Genomic DNA, 16,974 nt, shown 5'->3' on the forward strand with positions numbered 1-16,974 from the left:
ATCCCGCCGCGTCCCGGGAACCGGCAAACCCGGCCGCCCGCGCGGGCCTGCGGGCCGCCCCACCGCCCACGCCGCTGATCGCGCGGAGGGGGGCGTGGGCGGGGTGCGGGCGCTCAGGTGCGGGACGGGGACACGGGTAGCCCGAGTCGCACCACGGCGGCGGTGACCAACTCGTCGGTGGTGCCGCGCAGGTCGAGCACGAAACCCTGCTCGTCCGGGTGCAGCGGCTCCAGGGTGGCGGTCTGCGAGTCGAGCAGGCTCGGCGGCATGTAGTGCCCCGAACGCAGCGTCAGCCGCTCCCGGATGACCTCGGTCGGCCCGGCCAGGTGCACGAAGTCCACCTCCGGCGGCCCCTGCCGAAGCACGTCCCGGTAGGCGCGCCGCAGCGCCGAGCAGGCCAGTACCGTCGACACACCCTCCCGGTGGCGGGCGGCCATCCAGTCGGCCAGGGAACGCAGCCACGGCCAGCGGGCCGCGTCGTCCAGGGGGACGCCGGCCCGCATCCGGGCCACGTTCTCCGCCGAGTGGAACTCGTCGGCCTCGGCGAAGGTCAGCCCGGTCAGCGCGGCGACTCCCCGCGCCACGGTCGTCTTCCCGGCACCGGACACCCCCATCACCACCACGTGGCGGGTCGACCGGTCACCAGTCATGGACCGTGCCGTCCTGAAGCCGGTTGAACGGCAGGTACGCCGGCTGGTACGGGAACCGGGCGGCCGCCTCCTCGTCCAGTTCGACGCCGAGACCCGGCTGCTCCCCCGGGTGCAGGTAGCCGTCGGTGAAGGTGAACGACTGGCGGAACACCTCGTTGGTGAGCGGGCCGTGCCGCATGTACTCCTGGATGCCGAAGTTGTGGATGGCGAGGTCCAGGTGCAGCGCGGCGGCCATACCGACCGGGGAGATGTCGGTCGGACCGTGGATACCGGACTTGATCTGGTACTGGGCGGCGAAGTCGAGCAGCTTGCGCATCGCGGTGATGCCACCGGTGTGGGTGACCGCGGACCGCACGTAGTCGATCAGCTGCTCCCGGATCAGGGTCTGGTAGTCCCAGACGGTGTTGAAGACCTCGCCGATGGCCAGCGGCGTGGTGGTGTGCTGCCGGACCAACCGCAGCGCCTCCTGGTTCTCCGCCGGGGTGCAGTCCTCCAGCCAGAACAGGTCGTACGGTTCGAGGGCCTTGCCCAGCTTCGCCGCCTGGATCGGGGTCATCCGGTGGTGCCCGTCGTGCAGCAGCGGCAGCTCCGGGCCGAACTCGTTGCGCACCGCCTCGAAGACGCCGGGCAGGTGACGCAGGTACGCCCGGGTGTCCCAGTCCTCCTCGGCCGGCAGCGGGGTGCGCTGGGCCGGCTCGTAGTCGTAGCGCTTGCCGTCGGCGCTGGGCTGGGCGGCCACACCGTACACGGCGTTGATGCCCGGTACGGAGGTCTGCACCCGGATCGACCGGAACCCGAGGTCGAGGTGCGCCCGGATGGAGTCGAACAGCTCCGGCAGGTCCCGCCCGGAGGCGTGACCGTACGCCATGATGCCGTTGCGGGACGCCCCGCCGAGCAGCTGGTAGAGCGGCATCCCCGCGGCCTTGGCCTTGATGTCCCAGAGCGCGACGTCGACCGCGGCGATGGCGGCCATGGTGACCGGCCCACGCCGCCAGTAGGCCGAGCGGTACAGGAACTGCCAGGCGTCCTCGATGCGGTGCGCGTCGCGCCCGAGCAGCAGCGGCACCACGTGATCACGCAGGTACGAGGCGACGGAGAGTTCACGCCCGTTGAGCGTACCGTCACCGAGGCCGGTGATGCCGTCCTCTGTGGTGATCTTCAGTGTGACGAAGTTGCGGTCCGGGCTGGAGACGATGACGTCGGCGGCCACGATCTTCACGAGGGGTGCCTTTCTCCTGCGGGAACGTACTCAGCGGAGGGTGGTCCCGGCGGCGCTGCCGGTGAGGAGGGTCAACTCGTCGCGGCGGGGCAGTCCCTCCCAGTCGCCGTCACCGGCGACCGCGAAGGCTCCGAGGGTCACCGCGCGACGGAGCCGGTCGACGAGGTCCAACCCGTCGAGGTGTCCGGAGAGGTAACCGGCGGTGAACGCGTCACCGGCCCCGACGGTGTCCACGGCGGTCACCGGCACCGCCTCGACATGGACGACACCGTCGGTGGTGTACGCCCGGACACCGTCGGCACCGAGTTTCACCAGCACCGTCCGCACACCACGAGCCAGCAGGCCGACCGCCGCGCCGGGTTCGTCGGCATCGGCCGACGCGACCAGGTCCAGCTCGTCGGCGGAGGCCACCACGACCGAGGCGTACCCGGCCAGCGGGTTCAGCGCCTCCCGGGCGGCCTCGCGGGACCACAGCCCGGCCCGGTAGTTCACGTCCAGACAGACCGCGATCCCGGCCTCGGCCGCGGTACGCACCGCCCAGGCGGCGGCCGCGCGGGCACTGTCGGACAACGCGGGGGTGATCCCGGTCAGGTGCAGCATCCGTGGCCCGGCTGCGAGCGGGGCACGCAGATCCTCGACGTCGAGGGCGGAGCCGGCCGATCCGGCCCGGTGGTAGCGGACCCGGGACACGTCGGCGGTACGCCGCTCCAGGAACATCATCCCGGCGGGCCGGTCCGCGTCCCGGCGTACCCCGGCGACGTCGACGCCCTCGGCGCGGAGTTGGCGCAGCACGAACTCGCCCAGTTCGTCGTCGCTGACCCGGCCGACCCACGCGGACCGGTGGCCGAGCCGGGCCAGCCCGATGGCCACGTTCGACTCCGCGCCGGCCAGGTGCATGGTCAACGGTCCGCCCTGGGCGAGCGGCCCGGCGGAGCGCAGCGACACCAGCGCCTCGCCCACGGTGAGCAGGTCCGGCCCGGTCTTTGCGCTGGACGGGTTCATGACGTCGCCGCTCCGGCGACCGCCGCGAGGTGGGCGCGGGCCCGCTCGCGCAGCGCGTCCAGGTCGCCACCGGACGCGGCGTCGCCCACCAGCGGGCCGCCGACACCGACGGCGATCGCGCCGGCCGCCAGGTAACCGGGCAGTTCGGCCGGTCCCACCCCACCGACGGCGACGAACGGGATGTCCGGCAACGGGTCACGCACCGCCCGCAGATACCCCGGCCCGCCGACCGACGCCGGGAAGAGCTTGACCGCGCTGGCACCGAGTCGCATCGCGGTGAACGCCTCGGTGGGGGTGAGCGCACCGGCGGCCACCGGCAGGCCGCGTCGGGCCGCCTCGCCGATGGACTCGACCACGGCCGGGGTGACCACGAACTGGGCTCCGGCCGCGGCCACGTCGGCGACGTCGGCGGCGGTGAGCACGGTGCCGGCGCCGACCAGGCCGCCCGGCGCGGCGACCGCCCGCAGCGCCTCGATGGCCCGTGGCGCGTCGGGCGTGGTCAGCGCCACCTCGATGATCGACACACCCTCGGCGAGCAGGGCGGTGCCGGCCGCGATGGCGGCGGCGGTGTCGGTGCCCCGGATGATGGCCAGCAGCCGGGTCGCGGCGAGTTCGGCGGTGAGATCGACTGTCATGTCACCACTCCGCGTACGAGCCGTCGGGATGCCGGAACGTGGGGCTGCGCCAGGCGTGCCCGCGCTTGTCCGCCGCGCGTACCGCCTGCTCGTCGATCTCGATGCCCAGCCCCGGGGCGGTGAGGCGCTGCACGTACCCGTCGTCGAAGGCCAGCGGCTGCTGGTCGACGCAGTAGTCGAGTACCTCGGCGCCGAGGTTGTAGTGGATGCCGATGCTCTGTTCCTGGATCAGATAGTTCGGGGTGGCGAAGCCGACCTGAAGGCAGGCCGCCAACGCGATCGGTCCGAGTGGGCAGTGCGGGGCGAGTTGTACATCATAGACGTCCGCCAGTGCGGCGATCTTGCGTACCTCGGTGATGCCACCGGCGTGCGCGAGGTCCGGCTGGGCCACCGCGATGCCGGCCTGGAGCACCGGCAGGAACTCCTGCCGGTTGTAGAGCCGCTCCCCGGTGGACACCGGGGTGGTGGTGGACCGGACGAACTCGCCGATCAGGTGGGAGTTCTCCGGCACCACCGGCTCCTCCAGGAACAGCGGCCGGTACGGCTCCAGCAGCGGCGCGACGCGTCGGGCGTTGGCGAGGGTGAACCGGCCGTGGAAGTCCACGGCCACGTCACGGTCGTCACCGAGCACCTCCCGGGCCGCGGCGACCCGGCGTACCACCGCGTCGAGTTCGGCGACGGAGGCGAGCGGGCTCATCCGCCCGGAGGCGTTCATCTTCACCGCGGTCAGCCCGGCCTCCACCCGGGCGGCGATCTGGTCCCGAACCTCGTCGGGCTCGTCGCCGCCGACCCAACCGTAGACCCGGATGCGGTCGCGTACCGGCCCGCCGAGCAGTTGGTGCACGGGCGCGCCGTACCGCTTGCCGGCGATGTCCCACAACGCCTGGTCCAGGCCGGAGACCGCGCTGGCCAGGATCGGCCCGCCCCGGTAGAAGGAGGACTTGGTCAGCACCTGCCAGTGGTCCTCGATCCGCAGCGCGTCCCGGCCGACGAGCAACTCGCTGAGCTGCTCGACGGCGGTGCGTACGGTCTCGGAGCGGCCCTCGCAGGTCGCCTCGCCCCAGCCGACGATGCCGTCGGTGGTCTCCACCCGGACGAAGAGCCAGCGGGGCGCGACGAGGAAGGTCTCGACGCGGTCGATGATCGTCATGATCCGTCAGCCCTTCGTCGCACCGGCGGTGAGGCCGGAGACGATGTACTTCTGCACGAACAACGCGATGATCATGATCGGCAGGGTGACCACGGTGGTGGCGGCCATCAGCCCGCCCCAGTCGATGCTGGCGTAGCCGACGAAGTCGAAGATCGCCACGGGCAGGGTCTTGGTGTCCGCGCCGGAGAGGACCAGGGCGAACATGAAGTTGTTCCAGGAGAAGATGAAGGACAGGATGCCCGCGGTGGCGATGCCCGGCACGGACAGCGGCAACGTGACCCGGCGGAAGGCGCCGATGTGGGTGAGGCCGTCGACGAGCGCCGCCTCCTCCAACTCCTCCGGCAGGCCGTCGAAGAAGCCCATCATGATGTAGACGATCAGCGGCAGCGACACGAACATGTGGCTCAGGATCAGCACGCTGAAGCCGCCGACCAGGCGCAGGTTCGAGAAGACGTAGTACCAGGGCACCAGCAGCGAGACACCGGGAATGACCCGGGCCATCAGCACCACCAGCGCCGACTTGCGCATGTTGAACCGACTCATCGAGTACGCCGCCGGGACGCCGAGCAGCAGCGACAGCGCCGTCGCCGCGAAGGCCACCCAGAGGCTGTTCCCGATGAACTGCACGTAGTTGGCCTGTCGCAGCACCGTGCCGTAGTTGTCCAGAGTCGGCGTGAAGACCAGCGCCTTGGCGGAGTCGTAGATGTCGACGTTGGTCTTGAACGAGGCGGCGACCATCCAGATCAGCGGTGCCACCAGCGAGATGACCACGACGATCAGGGCGATGGTGCGGAACACCTTGAACGCGGCGCGTTGCTTCATCGTCCGGCCCCCTTCCGGCGTGCGGTCAGCGCCCACATCGAACCGATGATGATCAGGAAGAACAGGATCAGCACCGTCGAGGAGAGGCCGTACTCGTTGTAGTCGAAGCTCAGGCCGTAGGCGTACACGTTGAGCGTCTCCACCTCGTGGAAGGAGCCACCGCCCCGACCCTTGGTCGCGTAGAGGATGTCGAAGGTCTTCAGCGCGTCGATGCCGCGCAGCAGGACCGCCACGATGACGGTGGGCATCAGCAGCGGCAGCGTGACGTGCCGGAAACGCTGCCAGGCGCTGGCCCCGTCGATCATCGCGGCCTCCTGCGGCTCGTCGGAGAGCGAGGTCAGGCCGGCGAGCAGGATCAGTACGACCATCGGCGTCCACTGCCAGATGTCGATGAAGATGGTGGTGGGCAGCGCGGTGTGCTGTCCGGCGAGCCACGGCTGCGGGCCGATACCGACCCAGCTCAACGCCTGGTTGGCCAGACCGATGTTGGGGTCGAAGATGAGCCGCCACATCATGCCGACCGCGACCGGGGTGGCGACCAGCGGCAGCAGGATGGCGACCCGGACCCACTTCTCGCCGCGGAACGGCCGCCACAGCAGCAGGGCGATCGCCATGCCCAGGACGACCTCGAAGAACAACGCGGCTCCGGTGAACGCCGCGGTACGCCCCACCGCCGGCCAGAACCGGTCGGTGTCGGTGAGCACCTCGACGTAGTTACGGAAGCCGATGAACTCCGAGTCGGCGCGGACGGAGCCCGCCGAGTCGGTGAGGCTGAGGTAGGCCGTCCAGGCGAGCGGAAAGATGATCAGCGCGGCGACGAAGACCATGGCCGGGGCCGCGAAGAGCCACTTGCGATGGTCATTGGCCCAGCGTGCCCAGCCGGGCGTGTCGGGCATGACGGAGGCGCCGCGGGGCGCCTTCTCAGGGGCGGTGACTGCTGGCATCGGATCTCCGTGGTGGACAGGGCCGGGCGGGGGTGACAGGGCCGGTGCCCGGTCACCCCCGCGCGGACTCAGCGGGCCTCGTCGTCCAGGAACTTCTGGAATCCCTCGTTCGCCGCGTCGGCCGAGGCGGCCGCGTCCTTACCGGTGATGGCGTCGACGATCGGCTGCCCGACGATCTCCCGGGCCTGGGCGACCCGCTCGACCACCGGCCGGTCGTGGCCCACGCCGTTGGCGAGGCTCACGGTGATGGCGTCGGCCATGTCCTGCGGGTAGGTCGCGATGCCCTCCGGGTTCTCCCAGACGGAGGCGCGGGCACCCGGCACACCGGCCTTCTGCTGCTCCAGCGTCTGCTCCTTGCCGGCGGCCCACTCGATGAACTTCCAGGCGTTGCTCTGGTTCTCCGAGGCCTCGTTGACGGCCAGCGCCCAGGAGGGGATGTTGTACGGCTTCGAACCGGCCGGACCGGCCGGGAACGGCGCGAAACCGACGCTCTCGGAGACCTTCGACTTGGCCGGGTCGGTGGCGTTCTTGTAGAGCGAGTTCGCCTCGGTGTAGAAGGCGGCCTGCCCCTGGGTGAAGATCGCCATCGCCTCGGACCAGCTCATGTCGGTGCTGATGTTGGCCGGGCCGTGCTCGCGCAGCAGCTCGCCGTAGTAGGCGTACGCCTGCTTGGCGGCGTCGGTGTTGACGGCGGCCTTGCCGGAGTCGTCGACGAAGTCGCCGCCGAAGCTGAAGAGGAAGCTGGAGAACTGGGTGACGGCGGCGGCCTTGCCGGTACGCGACACGAAGCCCGCGACGCCCGGGTTGTCCGCCTTGATCTTGGCTGCCTGGGTCTTCAGCTCGTCGAGCGTCTGCGGCGGCGCGGAGAAGCCCGACTTCTCCAGCAGGTCCTTGCGGTAGTAGAGCACCTGCTGCTCGGTGATGATCGGAATACCCACCACCTTGTCCTCGTAGGTGGTGGCGCCCAGCGGCGACGCCTGGAAGTCGTCCAGGCCGAAGTCGGCGCTCTCCTTGGCCCGGTCGGTCAGGTCGGCGAGGTACTTGTTCTTGGCGAACAGCTGACCTTCCTGCAACGGCCGGTACATCATCACGTCGATGTCGCGGGAGCCCGCGTTGAGCTTGACGTTGTACTGGTCCGAGAGCTGGTCCTCACCGAGCTGGGTGACCTCGACCTTGAGCCCGGTCGCCTTCTCGAACTCCGGCAACGCCTGCCGGATGTTCTCGGTCCAGACGTGGTTGACCAGCGTCACCCGCACCGTGTCCGAGGCACCGCTGTCTCCACCGCCGCCGCAGGCGGACAGGGTCACCGCGGCCACCATCGCCAGAGATGTCCCAAATATTGATCGACGTCCCACGCCCGTCTCTCCTTCTGTCCTGGTCGCCGACTCGGGGGGACGAGCGCGACCTCGGCCTTTTACATCCGCTTAACGTCCGGATGCTAGGCCGAAAAAGCAGACTTAAACAAGGGGTAGACCTAACTGATACGATCCGAGCCGTGGATTTGACCTCTCCGGGGGCCGTACCCGCCCAGACCGCCCCCACCGAGGCCGGGCTGCACGGACGCGTCCTCGACCACCTCGGCACCGCCATCTGCGGCGGGGACATCGCGCCCGGAGCGGTACTCAACATCGACGACCTGGTGGACCGTTACGCGGTGTCCCGCTCGGTGGTCCGCGAGGTGCTGCGGGTACTGGCGTCGATGGGCTTCATCGAGACCCGCCGACGGGTCGGCGTCATGATCCGCCCGGCCGGCGACTGGAACGTCTTCGACCCACAGGTGATCCGCTGGCGGCTCGCCTCGGCCGGGCGCATCGCCCAGCTACGCTCGATCACCGAGCTGCGTACCGCGGTGGAACCACACGCCGCCTGGCTCGCCGCGCACCGGGTCGACCACGACGAGGCGAGCGATCTGGTCGGCCTGGCCGCCAAGATGTGGGCCGCGGGCAAGGCCGGCGACGAGGAGCGCTTCCTCAGCCTGGACATCGAGTTCCACCGCCGGGTGCTACGCGCCTCGGGCAACGAGATGTTCGTCAAGCTCCAGGACCTGGTGGCGGAGGTACTCACCGGCCGCCACCACTACCACCTCATGCCCCACCACCCACACGAGCAGGCGCTCCAACTACACGCCGACGTCGCCCAGTCGATTCAACGCCGCGACGGCGAAAGCGCCCGCCAGGCCATGAAACAGATCATGGAGCACGCCTTCGACGAGATGTCCTCGATGTGGGAGCATCCGCCCACCCCCCACCCCGCCTGACGCAGACCACCGTGGCGGCGGCTCCGGTCAGGTGGTGAGGCCGACCGGTCGAGCATCGGCCGGTCGGCGGGTGTCACCGTCGCGGCCGGTTGGTTCCGGGGTGCGTACGATGCGGCCCATGGCGTTGTTGCACCGAGCGGAGATCCGTCCCACCAAGCTGGAGCTGCTGGCAACCTGGCTGCCGACCCGTGACTGGTACGCGGGCAGCGGCGACGTGACGCGGGTGGCCGCGTACCGGTTCGACGATCCGGCCGGGCAGGTGGGCATCGAGACGCTGCTGGTCCGGGGCGGTGACGGTCCGGTGCACCAGGTGCCGTTGACCTACCGTGGGGCGCCGCTGGACGGTGCCGACGAATGGCTGGTGGGCACCACCGAGCACTCGGTGCTGGGCCGCCGCTGGGTTTACGACGCGGTGGGTGACCCGGTGTACGCGGGCGCCCTGGCCGCCGCCATCCTCACCGGCTCCGGGCAGGCCGAGGAGTACTTCGAGGTCGACGGCCGGCGGGAGGTGCGCGCGCCGAGCATGGACATCACCAGTGACGCCTCCGCCGCCGACGTGCCCACGGTCGGGACGGTGCGCCGGGTGGTCGACGGCGACCCGACGCTGATCGTCACCGACGCCGTCGAACTGGGGGTGATCCGCCGCCCCGGAGCCGCCGCCACCCCGACCGGCGCCACGTTGACCGGCACCTGGGACGACGTCAGCGCGCCGCTGGCGTACGCCGCGTCGCGCTGAGGCTGAACCACCGCGCACCCGGCGCGTGCCGCCCGGTCGCGCCTCGGCCCGGCGGGCCGGGCGACGCCGGTCAGGCCAGGATGACCGGGTTGGTCAGGGCCGCCGCCTGCCCGTCCGGATGACGCACCTCGGCCCGGACGAAACCGCTGTCCCGCGCGGTGGTCTGCCAGCTCAGCGTGCCCGATCCGGCGGTGGTGAGCCGCTCCCGCAGGACCGTGCCGCGTTCGGTGTGCAGACTGACCGTGCCGGACGGCACCCCGGACACCCGCACCCGTAGCTCGATCGGCTCGCCGTCGGACGCCAGGCGTTCACCGATCCCGGCCACCCGGTCGCCGGTCGCGGCGGTGAACTCCAGCTCCACGGCGGGCGAGCCGGCGATCCAGCTACGACCGGCGCGCAGCCCGGCGAGGACCGCGTCGACGCTCAGCTCCTCGGCGAAGACCACGGTGTGCGGCTTGCCGAGTTGGCCGGCCAGATGCACGTCGCTGTTGCCCACCGCCGGCCACCACCGCCCCCGGTGCACGTCGTGGCTGAGGTTGCGGCCCCACTCGGCCAACGCCGCCTCGTTGTCGGCGTTCCACGGCAGGTCCGAACGCCACTGTCCGTTCCACACCTCCACCGCGTCGAACCAGTGGTACGGGTAGCCGAGCGTCCCCGACTCGTACGGCGCGTAGGGATGCGCGGCCACGCAGAGTCCACCCACCCGGCGTACCTGTGCCAGGTGCCGGTCGATGGTGTCGTCACGTACCCCGTACCGCCACTCGACCTGCTGGCCGGGTGTGAGGCCGAGGGCCAGCCAGTGCCCGGTGCGGGTGGTGACCTCCTGACCGAGGATCACCAGCAGGTCGTCACCGGCGTGGCGGGCCCAGTCACCGTGCCCGGCCGAGGTGTTGTGCTCGGTGGTGGCGACGAAGTCGAGCCCCATCTCGCGGGCGGCGGTGACGAGCTGCTGCGCGGTGAGTTCACCACCGGCGGAGAGCACCGTGTGCAGGTGGACGTCGCCCCGATACCAGCCGGGGCCCCGGCCCGCCACCCGGCGGGCCGGAAAGCTCGGCTGGTCGAGGCCAGGTGTGCGCGCTTCAGCCACCGGAGGAACGTAGCAGCCGCTCCGGGGTGGCGAACGCGTAGCCCCGTGAGGCGACCAGCTCGGAGTCGTCCCGCTCCCAGGTCAGTTCGTCGACCACCTCGACGACGCCGGCGAGTGCGGCCGTGTGGTCGGCCACGATGCCGGCGAGGCTGCGGCTCTCGACGGTGCCGGACAACGTCACCACACCGTCCGCCACGGCGACCGTCACGGTCCTCGGGTCGATCCAGAGCCTCCGCAGAAGGTGGTCGGTGACGTCGGCGGCGATCTCGGAGTCCGGGCGGGTGTGGATCCGCAGCAGGTCCCGCCGGGACACGATGCCGACGAGCCGCTGATCGGCGTCCACCACCGGCATCCGCTTGACCTGCGCGGATTCCAGCCGTCGGGCCGCCGCGGCGACCGAGGCCGTCGGTTCGACCACGACCGCCGGCGCGGTCATCAGGTCGGCGGCGACCCTGGCCTGCGCCTTCGCCGCCACTCGGCGTACGCCGATGAGCCGGCGGTGCCGCTCGTCCCCGGCGGCTTCGATCTTGTGCAAGAGGTCGGCCTCGGACACCACGCCGAGGACCTGCCCGTCGGCGTCCACCACCGGCGCCGCGCTCACGCCGCTGCCCACCAACGCGTCCACCACCTCGCGGTACGAGGTGTCCGGCCGCACCGACACGACGTCGCGGGTCATCACTTCGTCGACTGTCCACTGTGTCTTCTTCTTGGGGGTGGTCATCGTCGCCTCCTTACTATCGCCAGGCTGCCACGCCACCGACCAGTTACCCAGAGGCGTTGGCCCTACCCGCGCGGGACCGTCTTCCCTCTCCTACCCAGGTAGGAGAGGGAACCCGACCATCGGTCGCGATCCGGGCCCGCAGTCGGGCGATGTCCACCGACGCACCGACCAGCATCTACAGGTATGACTGACAACCTGTCGCGGCGGTCGTACCGGCACCGCCCTCTGATGGTCTTCGTATCGGCGATGGCGGTGCTCGCCGTCGTCTGCGCGGTCGGCATCGTCGCCGACGAGCGGGTCCTGACCGGCGCGCCGATCTGGCTCAAGCCGTTCAAGTTCTCGGTGTCCTTCGTGCTCTACGGCGGCACCCTGGCCTGGCTGCTCGCCCTGCTGCCGCGCCGCAGCCGGGTCGCGGAGTGGGCGGTCACCGTGGTGGTCGCCATGGGTGTGGTGGAGATGATCATCATCGTCGGGCAGGTGCTCCGTGGCACCACCAGCCACTACAACGAGACCAGCGCGTTCAACGCCGCGCTGTGGCAACTGATGGGTGTGGCGATCATGGTGCTGTTCGTCGCGCACGTCGTCGTCGGCGTCGCGGTGCTGCGGCACCCGATCGCCGACCGGGCCGGTCGGTACGCGATCGGTCTGGGGCTCGGGCTGGCGGCGCTCGGCATGCTGGTGGCGGTGCCGATGACGATGCCGGCGCAGGCTCCCATGATCGAGGGCATCGCCGGGGCGCACAGCGTCGGCGTACCCGACGGTGGGCCGGGGCTGCCGCTGATCGGTTGGAGCACCACCGGCGGCGATCTGCGGATCGGGCACTTCGTGGGGCTGCACGGGATGCAGGTGATGCCGATCCTGGCGATGCTGCTGAACACCGTCACCGGCGGGCGGCTGGACGAGCGCACCCGAGCCCGGTTGATGCTCGTGGTGGGGCTCGGCTATGGCGCGTCGACCATCCTGGTGACCTGGCAGGCCCTGCGCGGTCAGCCGCTGCTGCGTCCCGACGCGCTCACCCTGGCCGTCGCCACGGCGCTGGTGGTCACGGTCGTCGCCGCCGCTGCCTTGGTGCTGGCGCGACGCCGGGCTCCGGCGACCGGAGTCGACCCCCGGGCGGAGCGGAGTGACCGGCGACCGCCAGAGCCGGGTTCGTCGGAGCCGGGTGCACAGGCGGCGGGGCCGCACCGTGGTCGGGGCGACGGTGCCGAGCGGATGGCGGTGGACGCATGAGCGCCGTGCTGTTCCCGCTGACCTTCGCGGTGGCGGCACCGTTCTGGATCCTGATGATCCTGGCGCCGAACTGGACGGTCACCCATCGGGTCGTCCGATCACCGCTGATCGTGGCACCGGCCGCGGTGATCTACGCGATCCTGGTGCTACCCGCGCTCGGGGAGGTCCTTCCGGCCGTGGCCTCCCCCACCCTGGACGGCGTACGGGAGTTGCTGGGCAGCGCCGACGGGGCGGCGGCCGGTTGGGCACACATGATCGCCTTCGACCTGTTCGTCGGCCGGTGGGCGTGGCTCGACGGGCGCAGGCGGACTGTTCCGCCACTGGTGATGGCACCGGTGCTGGTCCTGACGATCCTGCTGGGCCCACTCGGGTTGGTCGCCTACCTGGTCGTACGCACCAGGTGGGCGGCCCACCCGTCGGCCGCTGCCGACAGCGACCCGCACCACCTAGGCTGAGGGGCGTGGGCTGGATGGGACGGCTGTTCGACGCACGCGACAGCTTCACGCGGATGGCGCTGCTCGTCCTCACCGGCCTGGGCTACCTGTTCTTCGGCGTCGATGCGGCGCCGACGACCACCCAGTGGATCCTCGCCGCGTTCGCCTTCGTGGTCGGGTTGGCGCTGCACCACCGACCGCTGGTCAACCTGCTGGCGCAGATTGCGCTGCTGGCGGTCGCGATCTGGCTGATCGACGACTTCATGATCAACCAGGTGGGCGCCAGTTGGGCCCTGCTCGAACTGACCCTGGCCGCCCGCCGGAACCGGACCATCTGGCTGACGGCGGGGCTGTTGGCCGCCGTCGACCTGACCGATTCGATCGGCGATCCGTTGCCGCGCCTGCTCTCCGGTGTGTTCGGGCTGCTGCCGGAGGTCGGCGTACCACTGCTGCTCGGGCTGGTCATCCGCACCACCCGGGAACTCGGCCAGCAGTCGCGGCGGCGGGCCGAGGAGGAGCAGCGGCGGCGCGAGTCGGAGAGCCGCGCCGCGCGGGCCGACGAGCGCAGCGCCATCGCTCGGGAACTACACGACGTGGTCGCCCACCACGTCGCGTCGATGGTGCTGCGGGTCGGGGTGGCCCGGCACGTGCTGACCGACCTCGACCCACGGGTGGGCGCGGTCTTCGACGATGTGCACGGCACCGGCACCGCGGCCCTCGCCGACCTGCGCCGACTGGTCGCGGTGCTGCGCGACCCCGACGGGGTACGCGGTGACGCCGCGTTGACCGCGATCGACCCGTCGGCGGTGCCGGCCGCGCTCGGCGCCGCGGTGGACCGGGCCCGTCAGGCCGGGGTCAACGTAGTCGCCGACATCGACCCGGCGGTCGGCGCCCTCGACGCGGTACGCGGCCTCGCGGTGCTGCGCCTGAGCCAGGAGGCGCTGACGAACGTGGCCAAGCACGCCGGTGCCGCCGCCGTGGCGCGGCTGTCGGTCAGCGTGGTGGACGACGACGTGCACTGGGAGGTGACCGACGACGGATCCGGCTGGGTGCCCGACGCGGTGCCGGTCGGCGGCGGTCACGGCATCACCGGCATGCGCGAACGGGTCGAGGTCCTCGGCGGCGAGTTGACGGCGGGCCCGACCGGCACCGGGTGGCGGGTGGCCACCGTGCTGCCCGGCGGCCACCCGGTGGCCCGGTCGGCCGCCTCGACGCCGTCCCGGGACGGCGTTCCGGCCGCACGGTCGGCGGCGAGCCGAGATGTCGGGCCGCCGGACGCCACGTCACCGAACGACACCGACGGCAGCCGCACCGGCCCCGACGCGAAGGAGCGCACGTGATCCGGGTCCTGCTGGTCGACGACCAGCATCTCATCCGGGCGGGCCTACGCATGCTCTGCGACGCCCAGCCCGACATCGAGGTCGTCGGCGAGGCCGACAACGGTCGGGACGCGATCACCCTCGCCGCTCGGCTGGTGCCGGACGTCGTGGTGATGGACCTGCGGATGCCGGGCGTCGACGGGATCTCCGCGACCAGCCGGATTCTCGCCGAGCGTCCCGGTGCCCGGATCCTGGTGCTCACCACCTTCGGCGACGACGACCACCTCTACCCGGCGTTGGCGGCCGGTGCCTGCGGCTTCCTGCTCAAGGACGCGCCGCCGACCGACCTACTCGACGGTGTGCGCCGGGCCGCGACCGGCGACAGCCCGTTCAGCCAGGAGGTGCTGCGTCGGCTGGTGCAGCGGGCGGTGCACGCCCGCACCGGGACGCCGCCGTCGGTCGCCGGGTTGACCACCCGGGAGCAACAGGTGCTCGACCTGGTCGCCGACGGGCTGTCCAACGGGGAGATCGCCGAGCGGCTCCACATCGGCCTCACCACCGTCAAGTCCCACGTCACCAGTCTGATGACCAAGACGGGCAGCCCCAACCGGGTACGCCTGGCGCTGTTCGCCCGGGGGCTCTGAACGCACCGGGCGACCCGACCGGCGTCACCGGTGGGGAGCCGCGCGGCAGTGGTGCTGCCGCTCAGCCCCCGGCCATCGCGCCGAGCACGATGAGTGGCTCCTCACCGGAGACCACGCGTTCCGGCAGGGGCGTGTCGGGTGAGCAGTTCGACAGATCCTCCTCGCAGGCGTAGAAGCGGACGAAGGCACGACGTTTCCCGCTGTGCCGGTCGCGGATCGTGCCGAGCAGCATCGGATACCGCGCCTCGACGGCGTCGAGCACCCGGCGCTGGGTGGCCGGCCCGGGGCCGGCCACCTCGACACGCACCTCACCGGTCACCCCGGCGAGGGTCTTCAGGTGGGCCGGGAGCACGACCCGGATCACGGCAGCACCTGGACTTCCACGGACAGCACGGGCGGCAGGTCCCGGACGATCGGCGCCCAGCTGTCGCCGCCGTCGGCGGAGCGGTACACCTGGCCGCCGGTGGTGCCGAAGTAGATGCCGCAGGGGTCGAACGTGTCGACGGCCATGGCGTCGCGCAGCACGTTGACGTAGCAGTCGGCCTGCGGCAGCCCGACGGTCAGCGGCTCCCACTCGTCGCCGCCGGTGCGGCTGCGGTAGACGCGCAGCCGGCCCTCCGGCGGGTAGTGCTCGGAGTCGCTCTTGATCGGCACGACGTAGACGGTCTCCGGCTCGTGGGCGTGCACCGCGATCGGGAAGCCGAAGTCCGACGGCAGGTTGCCGCTGATCTCGCGCCAGTTCGCTCCGGCGTCGTCGCTGCGCATCACGTCCCAGTGCTTCTGCATGTACAGCGTGTCGGGCCGCGACGGGTGCTGGGTGATGTGGTGCACGCAGTGGCCGACCTCGGAGTCCTGGTCGGGGATCTCCCCCGACCGCAACCCCTTGTTGATCGGCGTCCAGCTGGTGCCGCCGTCGTCGCTGCGGAACGCGCCGGCCGCCGAGATGGCGGTGTAGATCCGTCCCGGGTGGACCGGATCCAGGATGATCGTGTGCAGGCACAGGCCGCCCGCGCCGGGCTGCCAGGACGACCCGCTCGGATGGTTACGCAGGCCGGTCAGCTCCGTCCACTTGCCGCCGCCGTCGGTGGAGACGTAGAGCGCCGCGTCCTGCGCGCCCGCGTAGACGGTGTCCGGGTCGTCGCGCGACGGTTCGAGGTGCCAGATGCGGGTGAACTCCCACGGGCGGGCGGTTCCGTCGTACCAGAGGTGGTCGCCGACCTCACCGGCGTAGGCGAAGTCGTTGTCGACGGTGGTCCAGCTCCGGCCGCCGTCGTCCGAACGCTGGATCAGCTGCCCGAACCACCCACCGGACTGGGAGGCGTAGAGCCGGTCCGGGTCGGCGGGCGACCCGGTGAGGTGGTAGATCTCCCAGCCGCCGAAGTGCGGGCCGTCGACTGTCCAACTGTCGCGTCTACCGTCCGAGGTCAGGACGAACGCACCCTTGCGCGTCCCCACCAGTACGCGTACACCACTCATCTGAGGTTCCTCTCGTCGTCGGCCGGCGGCGGTCGTCGCGACACCGGCCCATGGTCGGTCTACCTGCCGGGTACGACGAAAAGGACATCGGCGATCCGGACAACACCCGGCGCGGGTCGGTCCGACCGGTCCGCAGTCGGATGCCCGACACGCTCGACGTGCACTCGCATTCCGTCGTGGCGGCCCTTGCCCCGGGTAGTCGCGCCGACCACGATGGGATCATGACCGATGGATTGATCTTGCGGGTCGTGTCGGACGAGACGGTCAGCGACGAGGAACTGGCCGAGCACGCGCGCCATCTCAAGGAACACCTGAACCAGCTGCCCGGTGTCGAGGCGAGCGAGCAGACCGTTGCGACCGCGCCGGGTACCCGGGACACCGTGAGTTACCTCTTCGGCGTGCTGGCGCTCGCCGTGTTCACCGTACCGACGGCCAAGCGGGCGGCGGCGGACATCCGACACCTGGCCGAGGTCATCAAGCGTTACCAGGAGCGCAACAAGGGCAAGCGGCTGCGGATGACCCTCCCCGACGGCACCGAGATCGACGTACGGGACGTGTCGGAGAAGACCCTGACCGAGATGCTCAAGACGGTGTCGGTGCCCCGGCAGGGTACGGCGTCGATGCCCGAGAAGGTCGACGGTGACTGAT

General features: G+C 71.1%; 19 protein-coding genes. 7 read left to right on the forward strand and 12 right to left on the reverse strand.

Annotated features, from left to right (window positions below; genetic code table 11):
- Nucleotides 1-113 precede the first annotated feature (113 nt).
- The 8 genes from FF096_RS17365 to FF096_RS17400 all read right to left on the reverse strand — a co-directional run bounded on the left by FF096_RS17365 (nucleotide 114) and on the right by FF096_RS17400 (nucleotide 7,729).
- Nucleotides 114-650 carry a gluconokinase gene (locus FF096_RS17365; protein ID WP_155219574.1) on the reverse strand — a complete coding sequence of 179 codons (537 nt, stop codon included), beginning with the start codon at nucleotides 648-650 and terminating at the stop codon, nucleotides 114-116.
- Complete coding sequence (gene manD / locus FF096_RS17370; protein ID WP_309223481.1) at nucleotides 640-1,869, reverse strand: D-mannonate dehydratase ManD; 1,230 nt, start codon at nucleotides 1,867-1,869, stop codon at nucleotides 640-642. Before manD ends, FF096_RS17365 begins: the two co-directional genes overlap by 11 nt.
- 30 nt (nucleotides 1,870-1,899) lie before the next feature.
- Complete coding sequence (locus FF096_RS17375) at nucleotides 1,900-2,871, reverse strand: sugar kinase (protein ID WP_155219578.1); 972 nt, start codon at nucleotides 2,869-2,871, stop codon at nucleotides 1,900-1,902.
- Nucleotides 2,868-3,506 carry a bifunctional 4-hydroxy-2-oxoglutarate aldolase/2-dehydro-3-deoxy-phosphogluconate aldolase gene (locus FF096_RS17380; RefSeq protein ID WP_155219582.1) on the reverse strand — a complete coding sequence of 213 codons (639 nt, stop codon included), beginning with the start codon at nucleotides 3,504-3,506 and terminating at the stop codon, nucleotides 2,868-2,870. The genes FF096_RS17375 and FF096_RS17380 overlap by 4 nt, the downstream gene beginning before the upstream one ends.
- A 1-nt stretch (nucleotide 3,507) precedes the next feature.
- Complete coding sequence (gene dgoD, locus FF096_RS17385) at nucleotides 3,508-4,656, reverse strand: galactonate dehydratase (protein ID WP_155219585.1); 1,149 nt, start codon at nucleotides 4,654-4,656, stop codon at nucleotides 3,508-3,510.
- Nucleotides 4,657-4,662: 6 nt separating this feature from the next.
- Nucleotides 4,663-5,478 carry a carbohydrate ABC transporter permease gene (locus FF096_RS17390; protein WP_155219588.1) on the reverse strand — a complete coding sequence of 272 codons (816 nt, stop codon included), beginning with the start codon at nucleotides 5,476-5,478 and terminating at the stop codon, nucleotides 4,663-4,665.
- A complete protein-coding gene (locus FF096_RS17395) occupies nucleotides 5,475-6,422 on the reverse strand; it encodes a carbohydrate ABC transporter permease (protein ID WP_230462702.1) in 948 nt (315 codons plus the stop codon). The genes FF096_RS17390 and FF096_RS17395 overlap by 4 nt, the downstream gene beginning before the upstream one ends.
- A 68-nt stretch (nucleotides 6,423-6,490) precedes the next feature.
- A complete protein-coding gene (locus FF096_RS17400; protein ID WP_309223482.1) occupies nucleotides 6,491-7,729 on the reverse strand; it encodes a sugar ABC transporter substrate-binding protein in 1,239 nt (412 codons plus the stop codon).
- A 188-nt stretch (nucleotides 7,730-7,917) separates the two neighbouring features.
- On the opposite strand from FF096_RS17400, the gene FF096_RS17405 reads away from it, so the two are divergent.
- Both FF096_RS17405 and FF096_RS17410 read left to right on the forward strand, forming a co-directional pair.
- Nucleotides 7,918-8,679 carry a FadR/GntR family transcriptional regulator gene (locus FF096_RS17405; RefSeq protein WP_309223483.1) on the forward strand — a complete coding sequence of 254 codons (762 nt, stop codon included), beginning with the start codon at nucleotides 7,918-7,920 and terminating at the stop codon, nucleotides 8,677-8,679.
- Between the two features lie 118 nt (nucleotides 8,680-8,797).
- The gene (locus FF096_RS17410; protein ID WP_155219594.1) at nucleotides 8,798-9,415 is read left to right on the forward strand and encodes a hypothetical protein; all 618 of its coding nucleotides are present in this window, start codon (nucleotides 8,798-8,800) and stop codon (nucleotides 9,413-9,415) included.
- 70 nt (nucleotides 9,416-9,485) lie between these two features.
- Here the strand turns inward: FF096_RS17410 and FF096_RS17415 are convergent, their stop codons facing one another.
- Nucleotides 9,486-10,502, reverse strand: coding sequence for a CehA/McbA family metallohydrolase (locus FF096_RS17415; RefSeq protein ID WP_309223484.1), 1,017 nt, complete (start codon nucleotides 10,500-10,502; stop codon nucleotides 9,486-9,488).
- Nucleotides 10,495-11,223 carry a CBS domain-containing protein gene (locus tag FF096_RS17420; protein ID WP_155219597.1) on the reverse strand — a complete coding sequence of 243 codons (729 nt, stop codon included), beginning with the start codon at nucleotides 11,221-11,223 and terminating at the stop codon, nucleotides 10,495-10,497. Before FF096_RS17420 ends, FF096_RS17415 begins: the two co-directional genes overlap by 8 nt.
- Before the next feature lie 183 nt (nucleotides 11,224-11,406).
- On the opposite strand from FF096_RS17420, the gene FF096_RS17425 reads away from it, so the two are divergent.
- Genes FF096_RS17425 through FF096_RS17440 form a run of 4 tightly spaced genes read left to right on the forward strand, consistent with a single transcriptional unit; the run spans nucleotide 11,407 to nucleotide 14,850 of the window.
- Nucleotides 11,407-12,453, forward strand: coding sequence for a hypothetical protein (locus FF096_RS17425; RefSeq protein ID WP_309223485.1), 1,047 nt, complete (start codon nucleotides 11,407-11,409; stop codon nucleotides 12,451-12,453).
- A complete protein-coding gene (locus FF096_RS17430; RefSeq protein WP_155219600.1) occupies nucleotides 12,450-12,908 on the forward strand; it encodes an ABA4-like family protein in 459 nt (152 codons plus the stop codon). The genes FF096_RS17425 and FF096_RS17430 overlap by 4 nt, the downstream gene beginning before the upstream one ends.
- 5 nt (nucleotides 12,909-12,913) lie before the next feature.
- Nucleotides 12,914-14,227, forward strand: coding sequence for a histidine kinase (locus tag FF096_RS17435; RefSeq protein ID WP_309223486.1), 1,314 nt, complete (start codon nucleotides 12,914-12,916; stop codon nucleotides 14,225-14,227).
- Nucleotides 14,224-14,850, forward strand: a complete 627-nt coding sequence (locus FF096_RS17440; protein WP_309223487.1) for a response regulator transcription factor — start codon at nucleotides 14,224-14,226, stop codon at nucleotides 14,848-14,850. Before FF096_RS17435 ends, FF096_RS17440 begins: the two co-directional genes overlap by 4 nt.
- 61 nt (nucleotides 14,851-14,911) lie before the next feature.
- Here FF096_RS17440 and FF096_RS17445 read toward each other — a convergent pair whose 3' ends face one another.
- Both FF096_RS17445 and FF096_RS17450 read right to left on the reverse strand, forming a co-directional pair.
- Complete coding sequence (locus FF096_RS17445; protein ID WP_309223488.1) at nucleotides 14,912-15,214, reverse strand: MoaD/ThiS family protein; 303 nt, start codon at nucleotides 15,212-15,214, stop codon at nucleotides 14,912-14,914.
- Complete coding sequence (locus FF096_RS17450; protein ID WP_155219603.1) at nucleotides 15,211-16,326, reverse strand: sialidase family protein; 1,116 nt, start codon at nucleotides 16,324-16,326, stop codon at nucleotides 15,211-15,213. The genes FF096_RS17445 and FF096_RS17450 overlap by 4 nt, the downstream gene beginning before the upstream one ends.
- A gap of 221 nt (nucleotides 16,327-16,547) precedes the next feature.
- On the opposite strand from FF096_RS17450, the gene FF096_RS17455 reads away from it, so the two are divergent.
- A complete protein-coding gene (locus FF096_RS17455) occupies nucleotides 16,548-16,973 on the forward strand; it encodes a hypothetical protein (RefSeq protein WP_155219606.1) in 426 nt (141 codons plus the stop codon).
- The last annotated feature ends 1 nt before the right edge of the window (nucleotide 16,974 follow it).

Source organism: Micromonospora sp. CP22 (assembly GCF_009712475.1).
Taxonomy (GTDB): Bacteria; Actinomycetota; Actinomycetes; order Mycobacteriales; family Micromonosporaceae; genus Micromonospora.